We start from the raw sequence: 18,783 nt of genomic DNA on the forward strand, positions 1-18,783 counted from the left end.
CCGCATCGATCAACCCGGATTGAACACCTTGAGGCCGCGCGTAAGCGCAGGCCTCGCTTCGACCTGTTCATACCAGCGGCGCAAATTGGGCAGTTGCGCCCACGGCAGTTGTGACATCACCGACTGAGTGATCGTGAAGGCCGCGATGTCCGCGATTGAAAATGTCTTTCCTGCCATATACGCTCCGTCACTGACATACCGCTCTGCCGATTCGAGCGCGGTAAGCATCCGTTCGACAAGCAGCGCTTGCCCCGCTGGAGCACCCGCACTACGAAGAAAGAAAGCAGCGTGACTGACGGCTATCACGTCGGTGACAAAAAAGAAAAATCGCTCATAAACGACGGATCGGGCCAGAGAGTCTTCCGGTAACAGGCGACCTGACGCCCTCTCTGCTGCGTAAAGAATGATCGCGTTCGATTGCGTGATCACGACGGGCGGCGCGTTCTCTTTGCTTTCAACCAGCACGGGTACTTTTCCCGCGGGGTTCAGCGCAAGATACGCGGCGCTTCGATGCCCGCCGTTCGCAAGATCGACGGATCGCACGGTGTACGGCAAGCCGGCTTCTTCAAGCGCGATAGCGGCGCGAATGCAGTTCCCCGTCGGCGCGCCGTAAAGCTCATAGGTCGTATTCATCTCCATGCCCTTTTAATGACGATGCGAAAACCGCCTATCCAATAGCAGTCGATCGAATGAATGATTTCCATGCACCTCTGTCGCCAGAAGTGACGATTAATGATTCAATTGCACGAACAACAATAGTTATTTGTCGAAGGCCCCAAGCGGATTTCATTGACTATACTGCGTGAGGCTGTGGTCGTCGGCGCGTGCGCATGGCACGTCCCCATAATGAAGACACGTAGTGGAAACTCGCCAGTAGAGTTTCCATACGGCACGTTTTCGGACGCCATGAATCCAGATCGCAAGCACGGGCCGGGTGGACGCTTGACGCGATACGAGTCGAAGGCTCGGCTTCGCGCCGTGGTCGCGAGCGCCAAAAAGCGCTTCCTGACGGTTGGCTTCCGGGAGACCAGTCTTGACGACATTGCTCGCGATGCGGGCGTGGCGAAGAAGACGCTTTATTGTCATTTCGGCAGCAAAGAGCAGTTGTTTAGCGCGATTCTGGAAACGCTGGGGCGGACCTGGCAGGAGCAACTCCGGCACATCGTCACGAGTGGCGGCGAACCGGTCGACGTGCTCGAGAGAGCGGCGCTGCACCTGCTCGACATCGGCACTCGCGATGAAATGACCCAGCTTTACTGGGTGTTGCTGGTCGAGACACGACGCTTTCCCGCGCTCTCGGCCGGGCTGTATCAGGAGCGTGGGCGGCTGATCGGCATCGAACCGCTCGAAGGCTATCTGCGCGCAGCGGTCGAAAACGGTGAGCTCGAATTCGACGACGTCGAACTCGCCACCGAGCAGTTCGTGCATCTGGTGCTAGGCGGTGTGCGCGCCAGAATGCTGCTCATGGGCGCGCGGCGACCGAGCGCAGCGAGACGTCAATTGATCGCGAAGCAGGCGGTCAGGATTTTCACCGCAGGGTGCTTGACCCGGTGAAACAGAGCTTTCAAAACATTGTCGGTTTTCATTCAATTAAATTAGTCATACGAAGTAAATCGCGTTTGTCGGAATGCCGATCCAGTCAATGGAGGCACATGCATGAAAACAGCTTCGCGTGCGTCGAGTGGTGTGCGCGCACGGTGTGAAAGAACCCAATGGCGAATCGCGGCGCTAGGCGGCGTCATGCTCGTCGTCGTCATGTCGCTGACCGCTTGCATGATGGGCCCGGACTATCGCAGGCCCGAAGCGCAGATTCCGGAAGGATTCAAGGAAGGCGTTGACTGGCAGCGCGCCGATGCGAACCCGCAAGCCGCGATCGACAGTACGTGGTGGCGGATGTACGGCGACGACAAGCTCAACGACCTCGTCGATCAGGCGTTGCGCGCGAATCAGTCGATCGCCGCGGCGGAGGCTGCCTATCGTCTCGCGCTCGCGACGGTCGAGGCGAACCGTGCGGGCCTGTTTCCGACCGTGACGGCCGGTCTGTCCGGCGCGCGCTCGGGCGGCAACGTCGCCGCGCTGAGCGCGAGCCGTGGGTCCGGGGCGTCGACGTCGACCTCGGCGGCGGGCGGAGCGGGCAACAGCGTCGTCGCGCTCGGGGCCGTCAGTTGGGAACTGGACCTGTGGGGCCAGATACGTCGTCAGATCGAGGAAGCGAAGGCCAACGCGCAGGCGTCGGACGCACAACTCGCGGGTGAGCGCATTTCAATTGCGGCCAGCGTCGCGACCGATTACTTCCAGCTGCGGCAAGCCGACTACGACATCCGCGCGCTGAAGGAACAGCTGGACGCTTACGGGCGCATCCTCGCGATCGTGCAGACGGCCTACGCCCAGGGCGGCGCCTCCAACGACGACGTGCTGGTCGCGCAAGAAGATCTGGAAACGGTGATCGCCGATCTGCAGACGACGGAAATCAACCGCGAACATGATGAGCACGCGCTTGCCGTGCTGGCGGGTGTGCCACCGGAGTCGTTCAGCATTCCGCCCGATCCCGACTATCACTTCATGGCGCCCGCCGTGCCGACGTCGCTGCCTTCGCAACTGCTCGAGCGGCGTTACGACGTGGTCAGCGCCGAGCGCACGGCGGCTGCCGCGAATGCGAGTATCGGCGTGGCCGAAGCCGCGTTCTTTCCGACCTTGACGCTTTCGGCTGAAGGCGGCTTCGCGCACAGCTCGCTCGCGCATCTGTTCACCGTGCCGTACCGCTTCTGGACGCTCGGGCCGGATCTGGCGCAAACCATTTTCGATGGCGGCGCGCGTACGGCTGCCGTACACCAGGCGCGCGCCACGTATGACGAAGACGTGGCCAACTACCGCAATACGGTGCTTACGGCATTCCAGAGCGTGGAAGACAGCCTGTCGTCGATGAATCATCTGCGGGCGCAGGAAAGCGCGTTCGCACGTGTGCTCGACAGCAACGCGCGATTGTTCGCGAGCGAAGAGGCACAGTTCAATGCCGGCGCAGTCAGCCAGCAGAACGTGTTGAATCAGCGGCTGACATTGATCCAGGCGCAACAGAGCTTGCGCGATACGCAGGCCTTGCTCGCGCAGAATCACGTGCTGCTCGTGAAAAATCTCGGTGGCGGCTGGCAGCGCGATGACGCCGAGGCGGCATCGCCGGCTTCGGGAAGCGCTGGTCGACCTGTCGCGCAGCAATCCACCAGCGCCGCCGACTGAACACGTTCGACACGACTGATGCATTGACGCGCACGCAGTTCAACACGATTCACCCGACACGGGAGCGCCGGCATGCACACATGCAGCCCGCGCGTGCCAGTGTCACGCAACAACGGAGTTCTCATGAAGTCACGTTTGGAACGCGTGTCGTTGTTATGTCTGTGTCTGATCGTGCTTGCCGCGTGCTCGAAAAAGGCGCCGCCGCCACCGCCGCCGCAGGTCTCGACGGTGAAGGTGCAAGCGCAGTCGGTGCCGCTAGAACGCCGCTTTGTCGGGCGGCTTTCGCCTTACTACAGCGCGAACGTCACGGCGCGCGTCTCGGGCGTGCTGCTCAAGCGCAACTACGCGGAAGGCTCGCAGGTGCGCGCGGGACAACTGCTGTTCGAGATCGATCCGACGTTCTATCGCGCGCAGCTCGACAACGATCTCGCGATTCTGGCGCAGGACCGCGCGACCTACATCAACGATCACATCACCGCCGAGCGCAACCGCAAGCTGCTGCCCGTCGGTTCGATCTCGCAGCAAACCGTCGACAACTCCGACGCCGCCGAGCGCAGCGCGGCCGCCAAGGTGAAGGCCGACGAGGCGACTGTGCAGAGCGCGCGCATCTCGCTCGATTACACGCGCGTGACGGCGCCGATCAGCGGCATCGCCGGCCAGCAGCAGGTGACGGCGGGCGCGGTAGTCGGCAGCAGCACGACCGACTCGGGCGGCAACGGCACACTGTTGACGACGATCCAGCAGATCGACCCGATGTACGTGAACTTCACGATCAGTTCGGCCGATCTCGCAACGCTGCAGCAATCGCAAACGGGCGGCACCGTCGACCTGTCGCAGCAGAACCAGGTCTCGGTGCGTATCGCGTTGCCCAATGGCGCGGCGTACGGCAGCGCGGGGACGCTCGATTTCTCCGACGTGACGGTGAACGCATCGACGGGCGCCGTCAATCTGCGCGCGCTGGTCGCGAATCCGCAGCGGCGTTTGCTGCCCGGCATGTTCGTCTCGCTGACGGTCGATTTCGGCAGGCAGAACGATGTGTTCCTAGTCCCGCAGCAGGCCTTGCTGCGCGATACGACGGGCGGCTATATGCTGCTGGTCGGCGGAGACGGCAAGGTGGCGCGCAGGGATGTCGAGACGGTGAATAGTCTCGGCAACAACTGGATCGTGACGCACGGTTTGAAGGATGGCGACGAGGTCATCGTGACGGGCGTGCAGTTTGCGCATGAAGGGGCGCCCGTCAAGACCGTCGCGTGGCAGCCGCCGGCTGCTGCGTCGCCCGGTTCATCGGGTGCGGCGGCTTCTTCTCCGGGCGCGGCGGCATCATCGGCCGCAGCGGCTTCGGCCGGCATGGCGAAGTAGGAGACCGCTCATGCCGAGTTTCTTTATCGACCGCCCCGTTTTCGCGTGGGTCATCGCGATCCTCATTTGCCTGTTCGGCATCATCGCCGTGCGCAGCATGGGGATCGATTCGTATCCGGACATCGCGCCGCCGCAAGTGACCGTCACGGCGCAATACCCGGGCGCGAGCGCGCAGACGATGGAATCGACCGTGACGCAGGTGATCGAGCAGCAGCTCACGGGCATCGACAATCTGCTGTACTTCAGCTCGACGTCGAGCTCGAACGGCCAGACGCAGATCATCCTCACGTTCGCGACGGGCACCGACCCGGACATCGCGCAGGTGCAGGTGCAGAACAAGGTCACGCTCGCGCAGCCGTTGTTGCCTTCGCAGGTGACACAGCAGGGCGTGATCGTCGCGAAGTCCAGCCCAGACATTCTGCTGTTCATCGCGCTGCAGTCGGACAATGCGTCGATCGACGCGGGACGGCTCTCCGACATTCTCGCGTCGCAGATCCAGCCTGTCATCGGCCGGGTGACGGGCGTCGGCAACACGACGCTGCTCGGCTCGGAATACGCGGTGCGGATCTGGCTCGATCCCGACAAGCTGCAGAGCTATGGCCTGTCGACCACGCAGGTGCTCAACGCCGTGAGCGGACAGAACGCGCAATTCGCGGCCGGTTCGCTCGGCGCCGATCCTGCAGTGAAGGGCCAGGTGTTCACGGCAACCGTCTCCGGCGACAGTCTCTTTTCATCGCTCCAGCAGTTCCGCGACATCATTGTCGTATCGAATAGCAACGGCACCACAGTCAAATTGAGCGACGTGGCGCGCATCTCGTTCGGCTCGCAGACATACGGTCAGGCGCCCGTGTACAACGGCAAGCCGGCCGGTGGCCTTGCCGTGTTCCTGCTGCCGGGCGCAAATGCGCTGAAGGTCGAGAAAGCGGTGAAGGCGACGATGGATACGCTCGCCCGCGATCTGCCGGAAGGTGTCACATGGAGCGTGCCGTACGACACCACGCCTTTTATCACCGCATCGATCACGGACGTGATCCGCACGCTCATCGAGGCCATTCTGCTGGTGTTTTTCGTGATGTTGGTTTTCCTGCAGAACCTGCGCGCGACGATCATTCCGACGCTCGTGATTCCCGTCGCGTTGCTGGGCACGTTCATCGGTCTTTCCGCGCTGCATTACACGCTCAACCAGTTGACGCTGTTCGGCATGGTGCTCGCAATCGGTATCGTGGTGGACGATGCGATCGTCGTGATCGAGAACGTCGAGCGCATCATGAGCGAAGAGCATATGGAGCCGCGTGAGGCGACCCGCAAGGCGATGAAGCAGATCACGGGCGCCATCATCGCGATCACCGTGGTGCTGACAGCCGTGTTCGTGCCGTCCGCGCTGCAGCCTGGCGCAACGGGCATCATCTACGCGCAGTTCGCGCTGACGATTGCGGTGTCGATGGGATTCTCCGCGTTTCTGGCGATGTCGTTCACCCCTTCGCTGTGCGCCGCCATTCTCAGGACCGAACATCAGACGAAGAAGAACGCGTTTTATCGATGGTTCGACCGGACCTTCGACTGGACGACGAAACACTATCTCAGCCATGTGGGCAAGGCGGTGCATCACGCGCCGCGCTGGATGGTGGCATTCGCGATCGTACTCGTGCTGACGGGCTTCCTGTACACGAAGTTGCCGACCAGCTTCGTGCCGGACGAAGATCAGGGCTTCGTGCTGGCACTCGTCAACCTGCCATCCGGTTCGACCTTGCAGCGCACCGATCACGTGATGGCCGAGTTGCGCGACAAGCTCGCCAAAAGCCCGCTCGGCAAGGACATTGTGGGCATCTTCCAGCCCGAGGGTTTCAGCTTTGTCGGTACGAGCGAAAACGTCGGCATGTCGTTCATCAAGCTGTCTGACTGGAAGGACCGCTCCTTAACGGCAATGCAGATGATCCCGCAGATCAACCGTATTCTGTCGTCGATCCCAGACGCGCAGATCTTCGCGGTGAACCTGCCGACCATTCGCGGCCTGAGCCAGTTCGGCGGCGTCGACATGTATCTGCAGGCGCGCTCGGGGCAATCGCGCGCTGAACTCGGCGAGGCGGAGCGGACGCTGCTGACGAGCGCGTCGAAAAGTCCCGTGCTGTTCGGCATCCGCCCGAACTCGCTGCCGAACTCGCCGCAACTGGACATCGCGGTGGATCGCACGCAGGCGCAGGCGATGGGTCTGTCGCTGACGGATGTCTATCAGACGCTCGAGATGGAACTGGCGCCGTTCTACATCGACCAGTTTACGTACGGCGGCCGAGTGAAGCGCGTCTATATCCAGGCGGATGCGCCGTTCCGGATGTCGCTCGACGCGCTTCAGCACCTCTACACGCCGAGTGTTTTTGCGGCCGGCGGGTCGTCGAGTCAGGCGTCTTCCAGCAAGATCAGTTCGGGCACGACGGGCAGCACGGGCACGGCCGTCGGCTCGAACGGCTTCGTCACCCCCGTCGATCCGTCGCCCGCCAATACGTCGATTGCGCCGTACAACATGGTGCCGCTCGCCAGCGTCGTGAATGCCAAATGGGCGTTTGGGCCGACGGTGCTGCCGCGCTACAACGGCTATTCGGCAATCGAGATCGTCGGCAACTCCGCGCCCGGTTACTCGACGGGGCAGGCGATCGATACGCTCAACGACATCATCAACCATCAGTTGCCGCGCGGCTTCGCGGGTGACTGGACCGGGCAGTCGTATCAGGAGCTGCTGTCGGGCTCGTCGGCGACCACGCTGATGGCGCTGTCGATCGTGGTGGTGTTTCTTTGTCTCGCGGCGCTGTACGAGAGCTGGTCGATACCCGCGTCGGTGCTGCTGGTGGTGCCGCTTGGCATGCTCGGCATGCTCGCGTTCTGCCTGACCTTCAGCGTGCCGAACGACATCTACTTCAAGATCGGCCTTGTGACGGTGATCGGTCTCGCGGCGAAGAACGCGATCCTGATCGTCGAGTTCGCGGTAGAAGGGCAGCAACGCGGCATGACACTGCGCGACGCCGTGCTGACGGCGGCCCGTTTGCGGCTGCGTCCGATCCTGATGACGTCGATGGCGTTTATTCTCGGCGTGTTCCCGCTGGTGATCTCGTCGGGGGCGGGTGCCTCTTCACGTCACGAGATCGGCACGGGCGTGATCGGCGGGATGCTGTTTGCAACGTTTCTCGGTCTGCTGCTGATACCCGTGTTCTATGTGGTCGTGCGTCGCCTGCTCGGCGACAAGCTCGACGAGGTGTCGCACAAGATGCCGCATCACGGCGGCGACGGCGGCGATGGCTCGGGTGGACACGGAGATGGCACGCCGAAGGACGGTGCGCCGCCCGACGGACCGCCCCCCGGCGGTACGCCAGGGTCGGGGGCGCCGGCTTGACGACCGAACACTTGCCGCGCGCGGCGTTTCCTGGCCAGTCTCGAACCGGTACGACGACCGATGAGGCGAACACGACAACAGGCGCGGGAAACACGCGACCAGATTCTCGACGCAGCCGAGCGGCTGTTCGCGGAGCATGGCGTGTCCCGCACGTCGCTGGAGGACATCGCGATGCGTGCGGGGTGTACGCGTGGCGCGATATACGGGCACTTCCGCAATAAGAGCGATCTGTTCGTCGCGATGACGAACCGCGTGATGCTGCCGATGGAAATGCTCGTTGCAGCGACCGCGGATGCTGCGGAGCCGGACCCGCTCGGCAGGATCAGGCAACTGCTGGTGTATTTCCTCGGTAAGGCCGTGGTCGAGCCGCACAGCCGCCGCGTGTTCGAAGTGTTGTTCACGAAGTGCGAAAATACAAAAGACATGGTGCTGGTGATCGAGCGGCAACACGACGCGGCGCGTAACGGCAGGATGTATCTCGAGCGCGGTTTGCGTAATGCAATCGCGAGAGGTCAACTGCCGTTCGATCTCGATACCGAGCGTGCGTCGAGCGTCGTGCATGCGTTCCTTGGCGGCGTGCTGCGAGACTGGCTGCTGGAACGCGATTCGATCATGCTGCCGCGCGATGCGGAGTTTCTGACGGACGTGTGCATTGGCATGTTCAGCTATTCACCTTCGTTGCGGCGCCCTCAGGGGGCGTGCGGATAGCAGCAATGTTGCCTATTTTTTTGGCGCGCTGTCGTCGACATGTGCGCTTTGTCGAGTGGCCTTTATGTTTTGAAGTAGTATGTTTGCGACTGATCGCAAGGTCGGGTCGACGAGGCCCATGCTGACCTCGAAAAACTTCAGACGGAAGCGATGCAGTGATTGGGAGCTACAAGATGCAAGTGCTGGTTGACGCAGACGCCTGCCCGGTTGTCATCAAGGACATGCTGTTTCGGGCCGCGCGTCGCGCCGAAGTGTGTGTGACGCTCGTGGCGAACCGGTATCTGCAGACGCCGCCTTCGCCGTATATCAAGTCACTGCAAGTACCGGCGGGCGCGGACGCGGCTGATATCCGCATCGTCGAACTGGCCGTGGCCGGCGACCTGGTGATTACCGCCGACATACCGCTTGCCGCCGCTGCGCTCGAGAAGGGCGCCTTCGTGCTCGATCCGCGTGGAGGCTGGTTCAGCCGCGAGAACATCGAGGAACGCCTGACCATGCGTACCGTGATGGATCAACTGCGCAGCTCGGGCGTCGATACGGGCGGTCCAGCGCCCTTCAGTCCGCGCGACAGCAAGACCTTCGCGGGGCAACTGGACCGGTTTCTCGCGCGTCATCGCGCGGCGCCAGGCTGAACGTCGAATGTGATTTGCCGGGTTTTCAACCGGCGATTTGGAACTATACTGGGGCACCAGGAGGTTTCAATGGCCGATCAAGAGAAACTGCATCCGCTACGCCCGTTTTTGAAGAACTGGATTTGGGAGCATGGTCGAGTCGGGACACGCTATCTGGATTACGTCGATGGCGAAATCAAGTTCGATGAAGGCAAGAAATCACGTTTCGCTGCTGAGAAATATATTTATGTGCCGCTCGACAAGGACGGTGAAGACGCGGTAGCCGCAGAGGGCCCTGCAATCCAGGAAGCGGGGCTTGCCCGGTTCTTGCGGGCTGCGCAGTTGGGCATGCCAGATGAGGCGGGCTCTGTCTCGGAGATTCAACGCGCCGTGCAGGACTGCGTGGAACTCGGCCTCTTTAGCGCCTATCAGGTGGAGGCTCGCGAGGCAACGGCCCGCTATGCGCAGGAGCCGATGTTCGAGGACGAGATCCGTGCGGCGGTTGTCGATGACATCCGGCGTATTTACACAGGCGTGCGGGAGCAACTGTCGCTGTACGATTTCAGTGTGCTGTACGGCTTGCCCTCGCCGCTGCTGATCAGCGAGACGCCATTCATCGATTGGCGCGTGCGTGCAAGTCCGGCACTACCGTTTGTATCGCTTCCGTTGGGACCTTATTGCCTGCTGGTAGGCGCACCCTCGGGCCGCAAGAGCCGGATCGGCCCGGTGGTCTGGAAGGCCGCAGCGGCGATGGGCCCGTTGAAGGACCACAACCGCCAGCTCATGGAACATGCACGCCTATGGCTGGTGGCCACCACGGATGACCAACTCGTCGCGGCACAAAGCCGGCTTGCTGCCGCCACGGGCGCGAAGCAAGAGAATGTGAAGCCTTAACGTAGTCGGCAGCATCTTTCGTTGAGTTACTTAAACAGGGGAAACTAATGAACGCAATCAGAACACTCAAGCTGGCTGGCGCTGCATTGATCGTCGTTGCTTCCGTCAATGCCTGGGCTCAGGGAAGCGAAGCCGCTAGCGCAACGACGACAACGCAAGGTGCATCGAAATCCTCCATCAGGAAGGCGAACCGGGCATTGAGTAAAAAAGTGGCCCAGGCGCTTTCGAAGGGCGGTGTCGATACGGCGGGGATCAATGTTCTCGTGAAAGGCGGCGCAGTGACGCTCGCTGGGGGCGTGACCGATCCGGCCCAGATCGACAAGGCGACCTCGATAGCGAAGGGCGTTTCCGGCGTCACGTCCGTGAAGAATGCTCTGACGATTCGGGAAGGCGGGCAGTAAGACCAGAGAAGCGAGGGCGGCGTCTCCTTCCGGGTTGTCACAAGGAGGAGACGCCGCTCGCATTCCAGCGAGCGGCTCATCCGGGACGGAAGCCGGCCGCTCGGCATTCACCCATCATTGTCGAAGACTGATCCCGCGAGTCTCCGGTGCGAAGAAAGTAGCGACAAAGCTGATCCCCGCCAACACCGCGATATAGGTAGCAATCGGCCAGTACGCGCCTTGTGCCCACGCGAGCAACGCGGCCGCTATGAAAGGCGCGATCCCGCCGGATGCCACGGCAGCGAACTCCTTGCTGACCGCGATGCCCGTGTATCGATAGCGGGCACTGAACAGTTCAGGAAAATACGCCCCCTGAATCCCATACATCCCGAACACGCCCACACCGATGGCGACAGCCATGCTGATCACGATCAGCACGGGGTCCTTCGTGGTGAACAGCCAGAAGGCAGGAAATGCCCAAAGGCAGGTGAACAGCGCAACGAGCCGATACATCAGCCGCCGGCCGAAGCGATCGGACAGCCAGCCCATCATTGGAATGGTGAACACGGCGAGCGCTGCGGCGATCGTGAGACCGATCGTGCCGACCGACTTGTCGACCAGCAGCACCTTGGTCAGATAGCTAAGCGCGAACACCTGGTACAGGTATGAAGAGCCGTTTTCGCCGACGCGCAGGCAGAACGCGACCAGCAACGTGCCGCGTGCCTCCGACATCAGATCGCGCACCGGCTGTTTGCTCGCATGCCCCGACTTCCTGATCTCTTCGAACACAGGACTTTCCTTCACGCGCATCCGGATCACAATACCGGCGACGATGACGAACACGCTGAACAGAAACGGTACGCGCCAGCCATAGCTGAGAAATTCGTCCTTCGGCAGCCGCTGGACGAGCGTGAAGATGCCGTTCGCGAGCAGAATGCCGATGATGCAGCCGGCAAAAGGCAGTGCTGCATAGAAGCCACGTCGGGCGGGTGGCGCGAACTCAGACACGATCAACGAAGCGCCCGCCTGTTCCGCGCCTGCGCCAAAGCCCTGTAGCAGACGCAATGCGACGAGCAACGCGGCCGCCCATACGCCGACCTGATGCCACGTAGGCAACAGGCCGATGCAGAAGGTCGAGCCGCCCATCAGCAGCACGGTCGCAACCAGCACGCTCTTGCGACCATATTTGTCGCCTAGCCAGCCGAAGAACAGCCCGCCAAAGGGTCGCGCGAAGAACCCCGCGGCGTACGCGCCGAAGATCGCGAGCAGACCCGCGGCCTTGTCGAGTCCTGGAAAGAACAGATCCGAAAAGATGAGCGCTGAAGCGGTCCCGTAGATGCTGAAGTCATACCACTCCATTGCGCTGCCGGCGACGCTTGCAGCGATGACGCGTCGAAGATCCTTGCCTGTCACATTCGCATCGGCATCGTCTACCGACGACACTGAAACCGCAGAGGTTGCCTGTGCTGTCATGCTTCGTCTCCAATCGGGCTCGCGATGCGCGAACCGGTTTTCAGTTATCGATACCCGCAGCGAGACTCAGAAACTCGCTCATGCGACGGCGAGCCAGTTCGGGTCGAATCAATACGCCCGCGACGTCCGCCTTCCTGAACACCTCCGCGTAGTGCGCGACAGATCGCGCCGATTGCATCCCGCCTGCCATCGAGAAGTGCCGTTGATGCCCGTTGAGCCATGCGAGAAAAACGACGCCAGCCTTGTAATACTGCGTGGGCGCAGCGAAGAGTTCGCGCGATAGCGCAACCGTCGGATCGATGAGCTGGCGATACGCATCGGTATCCCCAGCGGCGAGCCTCACCAGCGCGCGCGATGCGACAGGCGCGATCGGGTCGAAGATGCCGAGTAGCGCGTGCGAATGGCCAGTGCTGTCGCCCGCGATGAGTTCGCCGTAGTTGTAGTCGTCGCCGGTGAACATCACGACGCCGTCGGGCAACTGCGATCTGAGTTGACGCTCATATTCCGCGTTGAGCAGCGAAATCTTGATGCCTTCGATCTTGTCCCGATGAAGCCGGATGATGTCGAGCACAGTCGCCATCGCTGTCGCGACGTCGCGGCTGCCCCAGTAGCCGGAGAGCGAAGCATCGAACGCGTCGCCGAGCCAATGCAGCACGACCTTGTTGCGTGACGCGGAGATCACGGCGTCGTAGACATGCTTGTAGTCGTCGGCGGACTGTGCTGCTGCGCACAGGGCGCGGCTCGCCATCATGATCGGCCGACCGCCCGCTGATTCGATCACTTCGAACTGGTCCTTGTAGGCGCCGACAATGTCGGCAAGCGTGTGGCTGCGTGTGCCGTCGAGATGATCGGTGCCCGCGCCGCACGCCAGGTCCGCGCCGGGAATGCTGCGCGCGTGCGCGATGCTGCGTCGGATCAGTTCGGCGGCTGTTGGCCAGCCGATACCCATGCCGCGCTGCGCGGTATCCATCGCTTCGGCCACCTTGAACCCCAAACCGTACAGGTAGCTGCGAAATGCAAGCGTAGCGTCCCAGTCGACAGGCGGCGTGTCGCTCCATGGCTCATACGCACGCGATGGATCGACGACGACGTGCGCCGCCGCATACGCGATGCGATTAAACGTCGGCGCGGTGGACGGCGGAACCTGGTCTTCCCGATGCTGCATCGTGTACGGGCTGATTGAACCTTCCGGCGTTGGCAGATTGATGTTCACGGAAACCTCTCGATGTCTGGGATTGAATGATCATGTCGGCGGCTTTTTCGGCGACCATGATCGTCGGTGCATTGGTGTTGCACGAAGGCAGATAGGGCATGACGGACGCGTCGACGACTCTCAGGCCATCCAGTCCGATAAGCCGCAAGTCGGGTGTGACGACGCTTTCAGGATCGTCGGGGCGGCCCATGCGGCAGGTGCCGACGGGGTGGTGGTCGGTCTTCGCATTCGCGCATGCATAGTCGAACAGTTCTTGATCGGTATTCACGCGTGCTCCCGGCAGAACTTCGCTTTGCACATAGCGCTTCATCGCTGGGGCGCGCAGGATGTCGCGCGCGAGTCGCAGGCCCTTGATCGCCATGTCGCGATCGTATGGATCGGCCCAGTAGTTCGGATCGAGCAGCGGCGCGGCGGCGGGGTCCGCGCTGGCGAGACGCACCGTGCCGCGCGAGCGCGGGCGAAGGTACGCGGTGTTGAGCGTAACGCCCGCGTTGTTCAGCTTCGCCATGCCCGCTTCGATACCGGACCCGAGGCCGAGATGAAACTGGATGTCGGGCGAACGGTCGCGCGCGTCGCGATCCGCATACCAGAAGCCACCCGTTTCGAAGAGACTCGATGCAACCGGGCCTTTCTTCAGCAACAGGTACTGCAGTCCAGCCCACGCGGCGTTGTGCAGCTTGTTGTACTTGTCGTAGGTGTGATCGCCTGTGCATTCGGCGATGACGAAGAGGTCGAGGTGATCCTGCAAATTCGAACCGACGCCGCGAAGATCGTGGACAGCTTTGATGCCAATAGACCCGAGATGATCGGCGGGACCGATGCCCGACTGCATCAACAGCTTCGGCGAACCGATCGCGCCCGACGACACGATCACTTCACGCGACGCGCGCACGATCTGCGGATCGCGGCTATCGCCAGTCACGTATTCGACGCCTGTCGCGCGGTTTCCCTCTATGATCACGCGCAGCGTTCGCGCCTGCATCGAGACCGTCAGATTCGCACGTCCGAGCACCGGTCGAATAAAACCGGCTGCCGTTGATGACCGCCGTGCATCCAGTTGCGTCAACTGGTAATAGCCCAGACCTTCCTGGTTCGCACCATTGAAGTCCGGATTGAACGGAATACCGAGTTCCTGCCCAGCCTGAAAGAACGCCTCGCAGATCGGCAACGGGCTGATCGGATTCGATACGCCGAGCGGGCCACCATAGCTGTGATACTCATTCGCGAAGCGCTGGTTGTTCTCGGACTTCTTGAAGTAGGGCAGCACATCGCGATAAGACCAACCCGTCGCGCCCGCTTTCTGTTCCCAATCGTCGTAATCGGCAGGGACGCCGCGCGTATAGATCTGCGCATTGATCGACGAACCGCCGCCGATCACCTTCGCTTGCGTGAAGCGCAGCACGCGGTTGTTCAGATGCTTCTGCGGCACTGTGAACCAGCCCCACGAACCGATGCCGCGCGTCATCTTCGCGAAGCCTGCGGGCATCGAGAAGAAAGGGTGGCGATCGGAACCGCCTGCTTCGAGCAGCAGGACCTTGATCGAGGGATCGGCGCTCAGGCGATTGGCCAATACACAACCGGCAGAGCCGCCGCCCACGATCACGTAGTCATATGTCGTCGTTTTCATGTCAGTCGGCTCAGAATGCAGGGATGGACAGGCCGCCATCCACGTTGACCACGCTGCCCGTCGCGAAGGGCAGCAAGCCGCCCGCAAGCGTCGCGACCGCCTGGCCCACTTCGTCGCTCTCGCCCCAGCGGCCGGCGGGAACCAGGCCCTCGCGGAAACGCGCCTCGTATTTCTCCGCGACACCCGATGTCATCGGTGTGCGGATAATGCCGGGGCGCACTTCGAACACGCCGACATTTGCGCTCGCAAGCCGCAATGCAAACAGGCGCGTCATCATCGGCAGCGCGGATTTGGACAGGCAGTATTCGGCGCGCTCGGGCGATGCCATCTCTGCCGATACCGACGAAACCGTCACGATCGAACGGGCGGCCGTCGACGATGTCGCACACATGTGGCGAGCGACGGCCTGCGTCATAAAGAACGAGCCGCGCAGATTGACGCCGAGCACGGCATCGAACGCTTGCGGCGATACATCGAGCAGATCGCCGCGGCTAGGCGAACCGATGCCCGCGTTGTTGACCAGACATTCGATACTTCCCTTGAAGCGCACGGCTTCCTCGACGACGCTTTCATGCGAGTCGACGTCGCTGAGATCGCTCTGAATGAAGAGCGCCTCCTGACCTTCGTCGCGTACGAGACCGCAGGTCGTCGCGGCGTCCTCGTCGTCCACGACATCCGTCAGCACGATGTCGAAGCCGCGCCGCGCGAGCGCGACGCAGATCGACCGGCCGATGCCGCGTCGCGCGCCCGTTACCAGCGCGGTTGAACACTTTCCAGCTATCTTGCTCATGGCTGCACCATCCGTCGTTGCGCTGTGCGCTCAGTGAATCCGTTCTTCCGTATCCGAGTCGAACAGCACGAGCTTCGACAGATCGACGCGCAACTCGCATCGTTCGCCCGACGCGTGCGGCATGTCGGCGCCGAGCCGCGCGGACACTTCCATGCCGCCGAGATCGAGCACGGCGAGCGTGTCGGGGCCCGTCGGTTCGAGCACGTTGATCGTGACGGGTACGGTACGCAGCGCCGACGTGGCACGCTCGTTTTCCACACCGATCGCTTCAGGGCGCAGACCCGCGATCACCTTCTTACCGATATAGCGCTCGACTGCAGCCGGTTGCGGCGGCAACTCAAGGTCGATGGCCTTCTGGCCTTCACCCACCAGCAGATGCAGCGCGCCATTCGCGCGCTCGATGCGTGCCGGAATCAGGTTCATCGACGGCGAGCCCATGAACGTCGCGACGAACGTGTTGGCGGGCGTGTTGTAGACCTCGGCGGGCGTGCCGAGTTGTTGCAGCACGCCGCCCTTCATTACGGCGATACGCGTGGCCAGCGTCATCGCTTCGATCTGGTCATGTGTGACGTAGACGATGGTCGCGCCCAAACGCTGATGCAGCTTCTTGATCTCGGTACGCATATCGACGCGCAGTTTTGCATCGAGATTCGACAGCGGCTCATCGAACAGGAATATCTTCGGATGACGCACCAGCGCGCGTCCCATCGCGACACGCTGACGCTGACCACCCGACAGCTGCCCCGGACGCCGGTCGAGCAGATGCTCGATCTGCAGCAGACGGGCAGCATCCTTCACGGCCTTCTCGCGTTCAGGCTTCGACACCTTGCGCATCTCCAGACCGAAGCTGATGTTCTGCCCGACGGACATGTTCGGATACAACGCATAGCTCTGAAACACCATCGCGATGTCGCGTTCGCTCGGATGCAGGTCGTTGACCTTGTCGTTGCCGATGCGGATCTCGCCGCCCGAGAGCGTGTCGAGTCCGGCGATCAGCGAAAGCAGCGTCGATTTCCCACAGCCCGACGGTCCGACAAGAACGAGAAAATCGCCATCGTCGACATCGATGTTGATCTCCTTGAGGATTTCGGTGGAGCCGTAGGCTTTGCGAACGTTGGATACGTGCAGAGAAGACATGATTTACCCCTTGACCGAGCCGGCCATCAGACCGCGTACGAAGTAGCGACCACCGATTACATAGACGAGCAGTGTCGGCAGCGCGGCGATCATGGCCGTGGCCATGTTGACGTTGTATTCCTTGACGCCCGTCGATGTATTGACGATGTTGTTCAGCGCGACGGTAATGGGCGCGGAACTACCCGTCGTGAATGAAGCGCCGAACAGGAAGTCGTTCCAGATATTCGTGAACTGCCAGATCACGGTGACCGTGATGATCGGCACGGAGTTGGGAAGCAGGATGCGAAAGAAGATGCGAAAGAAACGCGCGCCATCGATCATCGCCGCCTTCACGAGTTCATCGGGAAAAGCGATGTAGTAGTTGCGGAAGTACAGCGTCGTGAAGCACAGGCCATAAACGACATGCACGAACACGAGGCCGCTGATCGATTGCGCGAGACCGACTTTGCCGAGGAACGACGCCATCGGAATCAGCACGATCTGGAACGGGATGAAGCATCCGAACAGGATCAGGCCGAACAGCGTGTTGTCGCCTTTGAAGCGCCATTTGGTCAGCACGTAGCCGTTCAATGCGCCGAGTAACGTGGAGATCGCCACGGCAGAGAAGACCATCCGGAAGGAATTCCAGAAGAAGCCTTTTACACCAGAGCATTCCAGTCCCACGCATGCCGAGCCCCAGGCTTTTTCCCACGCTTCGAGCGTCCACTGATGCGGCAGCGCGAGGATATTGCCTGAATAGACCTCGGGCAGCGGCTTGAACGACGTCAGCAGCATCACGAGCAGCGGTACGAGATAGACCACGGCTGCAATCGCCAGCATCGAATAAATGACGATCCGCGAGACGTAGTTATGCTTGCCCACCACCATCTGTGGTGAGTCCCATGTCTTGGTAGCCATCGTTGTCTCCTGTTGGCCAGAGTTGGCTCTTAGAGCCTTACTCTGGCCCCATGCAAAAAGGTTGCTAAGGGGCTATCGGTTGAGTTCAATGGCCGCCGCTCTTCCGGCGAGGTCGCATTTCGGAGTAGAGGTAGGGCACCATGATGGCCGCCACCGTACACAGCATCATCACGGCGCTGGCCGCGCCCATGCCGAGTTCGTTGCGGGTGAAGGTGAACGAGTACATGAAGGTCGACGGTAGTTCGGTCGAGTAGCCGGGACCGGCGCCTGTCAATGCAATGACGAGTTCATAGCTCTTGACGGCAAGGTGTACGAGAATCACGAACGCGGATACGAAGACGGGTCGCAGCTGCGGAATGATGACTCGCCGATAGATCGAAGGCATGCGCGCACCGTCGATCGACGCTGCCTTGATCTGTTCCTGGTCGATGCCGCGCAAGCCTGCCAGAAACATCGCCATCACGAAGCCTGACGCCTGCCAGACAGCGGCGATGACGACGGTATAGATCGCCATGTCGTCGTTGATGATCCAGTCGAACTGGAAGCTCGTCCAACCCCAGTCATGGAACAGCTTGGTGAGTCCCAGGCCCGGATTGAGAATCCATTTCCATGCGGTGCCCGTGACGATGAACGAGAGCGCCATCGGATAGAGAAAGAGCGCCCGCAATCCGCCTTCAGCGCGAATCCGTTGATCGAGCAGAATGGCGAGGCCGAGACCAATCGCCATACACAGCACGACATAGAGCGATGCGTAGATGCCGAGGTTGACGATCGCCACATGCCAGCGCGGATGCTCCCAGACGCGGCCGTACTGAAGCAGACCTGCCCAGTGGAAGTTGGCAAAGGCGCGTGAGCGGGTGAACGAGAGCACCGTCGTCCACGAGATAAAGCCATAGACGAAGATCAACGTAATGATCAATGTCGGGCTAAGGACGATCTTGGGCAGGACCGCTTCGAAGCGGTTTCGGAACGTCGATCGCTTTCGTGTCGGGCTTTGGCCCGAGCTGTTGTTCAGATCATCAAGCGTGGTCGCCGCATGGGCGCGATTGTGCAATAGCATGGCAACACCTACCGTCGG

General features: G+C 61.6%; 16 protein-coding genes. 8 read left to right on the top strand and 8 right to left on the bottom strand.

The window, feature by feature from the left end; all coding sequences use genetic code 11:
* Positions 1-9: 9 nt before the first annotated feature.
* Positions 10-633 (bottom strand): glutathione S-transferase family protein, encoded by a 624-nt coding sequence (locus C2L65_RS31125; RefSeq protein ID WP_042306788.1) that lies wholly within the window; start codon positions 631-633, stop codon positions 10-12.
* A gap of 345 nt (positions 634-978) precedes the next feature.
* On the opposite strand from C2L65_RS31125, the gene C2L65_RS31130 reads away from it, so the two are divergent.
* From C2L65_RS31130 to C2L65_RS31165, 8 genes are all read left to right on the top strand, one after another.
* On the top strand, positions 979-1,554 hold the full coding sequence (locus tag C2L65_RS31130; RefSeq protein ID WP_233446682.1) for a TetR/AcrR family transcriptional regulator: 576 nt from the start codon (positions 979-981) through the stop codon (positions 1,552-1,554).
* 102 nt (positions 1,555-1,656) lie between these two features.
* The gene (locus C2L65_RS31135) at positions 1,657-3,234 is read left to right on the top strand and encodes an efflux transporter outer membrane subunit (RefSeq protein WP_042306689.1); all 1,578 of its coding nucleotides are present in this window, start codon (positions 1,657-1,659) and stop codon (positions 3,232-3,234) included.
* Positions 3,235-3,357: 123 nt separating this feature from the next.
* Positions 3,358-4,593, top strand: a complete 1,236-nt coding sequence (locus C2L65_RS31140; RefSeq protein ID WP_042306790.1) for an efflux RND transporter periplasmic adaptor subunit — start codon at positions 3,358-3,360, stop codon at positions 4,591-4,593.
* A gap of 10 nt (positions 4,594-4,603) precedes the next feature.
* A complete protein-coding gene (locus C2L65_RS31145; RefSeq protein ID WP_042306690.1) occupies positions 4,604-7,975 on the top strand; it encodes an efflux RND transporter permease subunit in 3,372 nt (1,123 codons plus the stop codon).
* A gap of 60 nt (positions 7,976-8,035) precedes the next feature.
* Positions 8,036-8,683 carry a TetR family transcriptional regulator gene (locus C2L65_RS31150; RefSeq protein WP_042306691.1) on the top strand — a complete coding sequence of 216 codons (648 nt, stop codon included), beginning with the start codon at positions 8,036-8,038 and terminating at the stop codon, positions 8,681-8,683.
* Positions 8,684-8,856: 173 nt separating this feature from the next.
* Positions 8,857-9,315 (top strand): YaiI/YqxD family protein, encoded by a 459-nt coding sequence (locus C2L65_RS31155; RefSeq protein WP_042306692.1) that lies wholly within the window; start codon positions 8,857-8,859, stop codon positions 9,313-9,315.
* A gap of 69 nt (positions 9,316-9,384) precedes the next feature.
* Positions 9,385-10,188, top strand: coding sequence for a hypothetical protein (locus tag C2L65_RS31160; protein WP_042306693.1), 804 nt, complete (start codon positions 9,385-9,387; stop codon positions 10,186-10,188).
* 47 nt (positions 10,189-10,235) lie between these two features.
* Positions 10,236-10,589 (top strand): BON domain-containing protein, encoded by a 354-nt coding sequence (locus C2L65_RS31165; RefSeq protein WP_042306695.1) that lies wholly within the window; start codon positions 10,236-10,238, stop codon positions 10,587-10,589.
* 114 nt (positions 10,590-10,703) lie between these two features.
* Here the strand turns inward: C2L65_RS31165 and C2L65_RS31170 are convergent, their stop codons facing one another.
* From C2L65_RS31170 to C2L65_RS31200, 7 genes are all read right to left on the bottom strand, one after another.
* Complete coding sequence (locus tag C2L65_RS31170) at positions 10,704-12,041, bottom strand: MFS transporter (RefSeq protein WP_042306697.1); 1,338 nt, start codon at positions 12,039-12,041, stop codon at positions 10,704-10,706.
* A 40-nt stretch (positions 12,042-12,081) separates the two neighbouring features.
* Positions 12,082-13,254 carry a dihydrodipicolinate synthase family protein gene (locus tag C2L65_RS31175; protein ID WP_042306698.1) on the bottom strand — a complete coding sequence of 391 codons (1,173 nt, stop codon included), beginning with the start codon at positions 13,252-13,254 and terminating at the stop codon, positions 12,082-12,084.
* The gene (locus C2L65_RS31180; protein WP_042306701.1) at positions 13,157-14,881 is read right to left on the bottom strand and encodes a GMC family oxidoreductase; all 1,725 of its coding nucleotides are present in this window, start codon (positions 14,879-14,881) and stop codon (positions 13,157-13,159) included. The genes C2L65_RS31175 and C2L65_RS31180 overlap by 98 nt, the downstream gene beginning before the upstream one ends.
* A gap of 10 nt (positions 14,882-14,891) precedes the next feature.
* Positions 14,892-15,671, bottom strand: a complete 780-nt coding sequence (locus C2L65_RS31185; RefSeq protein WP_042306703.1) for a 3-ketoacyl-ACP reductase — start codon at positions 15,669-15,671, stop codon at positions 14,892-14,894.
* Positions 15,672-15,701: 30 nt separating this feature from the next.
* Positions 15,702-16,808 (bottom strand): ABC transporter ATP-binding protein, encoded by a 1,107-nt coding sequence (locus C2L65_RS31190; RefSeq protein WP_042306705.1) that lies wholly within the window; start codon positions 16,806-16,808, stop codon positions 15,702-15,704.
* 3 nt (positions 16,809-16,811) lie between these two features.
* The gene (locus C2L65_RS31195) at positions 16,812-17,675 is read right to left on the bottom strand and encodes a carbohydrate ABC transporter permease (protein ID WP_007584781.1); all 864 of its coding nucleotides are present in this window, start codon (positions 17,673-17,675) and stop codon (positions 16,812-16,814) included.
* A gap of 115 nt (positions 17,676-17,790) precedes the next feature.
* Positions 17,791-18,765 (bottom strand): carbohydrate ABC transporter permease, encoded by a 975-nt coding sequence (locus tag C2L65_RS31200; protein ID WP_081920861.1) that lies wholly within the window; start codon positions 18,763-18,765, stop codon positions 17,791-17,793.
* Positions 18,766-18,783 lie beyond the last annotated feature (18 nt).

Source organism: Paraburkholderia terrae (assembly GCF_002902925.1).
In the GTDB taxonomy this organism is placed as follows: Bacteria; Pseudomonadota; Gammaproteobacteria; order Burkholderiales; family Burkholderiaceae; genus Paraburkholderia; species Paraburkholderia terrae.

What these genes read in the sequence shown, in the direction of transcription:
- C2L65_RS31145 (WP_042306690.1), top strand. Translation starts at nt 4,604, where the DNA reads ATGCCGAGTTTCTTTATCGACCGCCCCGTTTTCGCGTGGGTCATCGCG.
- C2L65_RS31155 (WP_042306692.1), top strand. Translation starts at nt 8,857, where the DNA reads ATGCAAGTGCTGGTTGACGCAGACGCCTGCCCGGTTGTCATCAAGGAC.
- C2L65_RS31160 (WP_042306693.1), top strand. Translation starts at nt 9,385, where the DNA reads ATGGCCGATCAAGAGAAACTGCATCCGCTACGCCCGTTTTTGAAGAAC.
- C2L65_RS31140 (WP_042306790.1), top strand. Translation starts at nt 3,358, where the DNA reads ATGAAGTCACGTTTGGAACGCGTGTCGTTGTTATGTCTGTGTCTGATC.
- C2L65_RS31180 (WP_042306701.1), bottom strand. Translation starts at nt 14,881, where the DNA reads ATGAAAACGACGACATATGACTACGTGATCGTGGGCGGCGGCTCTGCC.
- C2L65_RS31190 (WP_042306705.1), bottom strand. Translation starts at nt 16,808, where the DNA reads ATGTCTTCTCTGCACGTATCCAACGTTCGCAAAGCCTACGGCTCCACC.
- C2L65_RS31185 (WP_042306703.1), bottom strand. Translation starts at nt 15,671, where the DNA reads ATGAGCAAGATAGCTGGAAAGTGTTCAACCGCGCTGGTAACGGGCGCG.
- C2L65_RS31125 (WP_042306788.1), bottom strand. Translation starts at nt 633, where the DNA reads ATGAATACGACCTATGAGCTTTACGGCGCGCCGACGGGGAACTGCATT.
- C2L65_RS31150 (WP_042306691.1), top strand. Translation starts at nt 8,036, where the DNA reads ATGAGGCGAACACGACAACAGGCGCGGGAAACACGCGACCAGATTCTC.
- C2L65_RS31135 (WP_042306689.1), top strand. Translation starts at nt 1,657, where the DNA reads ATGAAAACAGCTTCGCGTGCGTCGAGTGGTGTGCGCGCACGGTGTGAA.
- C2L65_RS31195 (WP_007584781.1), bottom strand. Translation starts at nt 17,675, where the DNA reads ATGGTGGTGGGCAAGCATAACTACGTCTCGCGGATCGTCATTTATTCG.
- C2L65_RS31200 (WP_081920861.1), bottom strand. Translation starts at nt 18,765, where the DNA reads ATGCTATTGCACAATCGCGCCCATGCGGCGACCACGCTTGATGATCTG.
- C2L65_RS31165 (WP_042306695.1), top strand. Translation starts at nt 10,236, where the DNA reads ATGAACGCAATCAGAACACTCAAGCTGGCTGGCGCTGCATTGATCGTC.
- C2L65_RS31170 (WP_042306697.1), bottom strand. Translation starts at nt 12,041, where the DNA reads ATGACAGCACAGGCAACCTCTGCGGTTTCAGTGTCGTCGGTAGACGAT.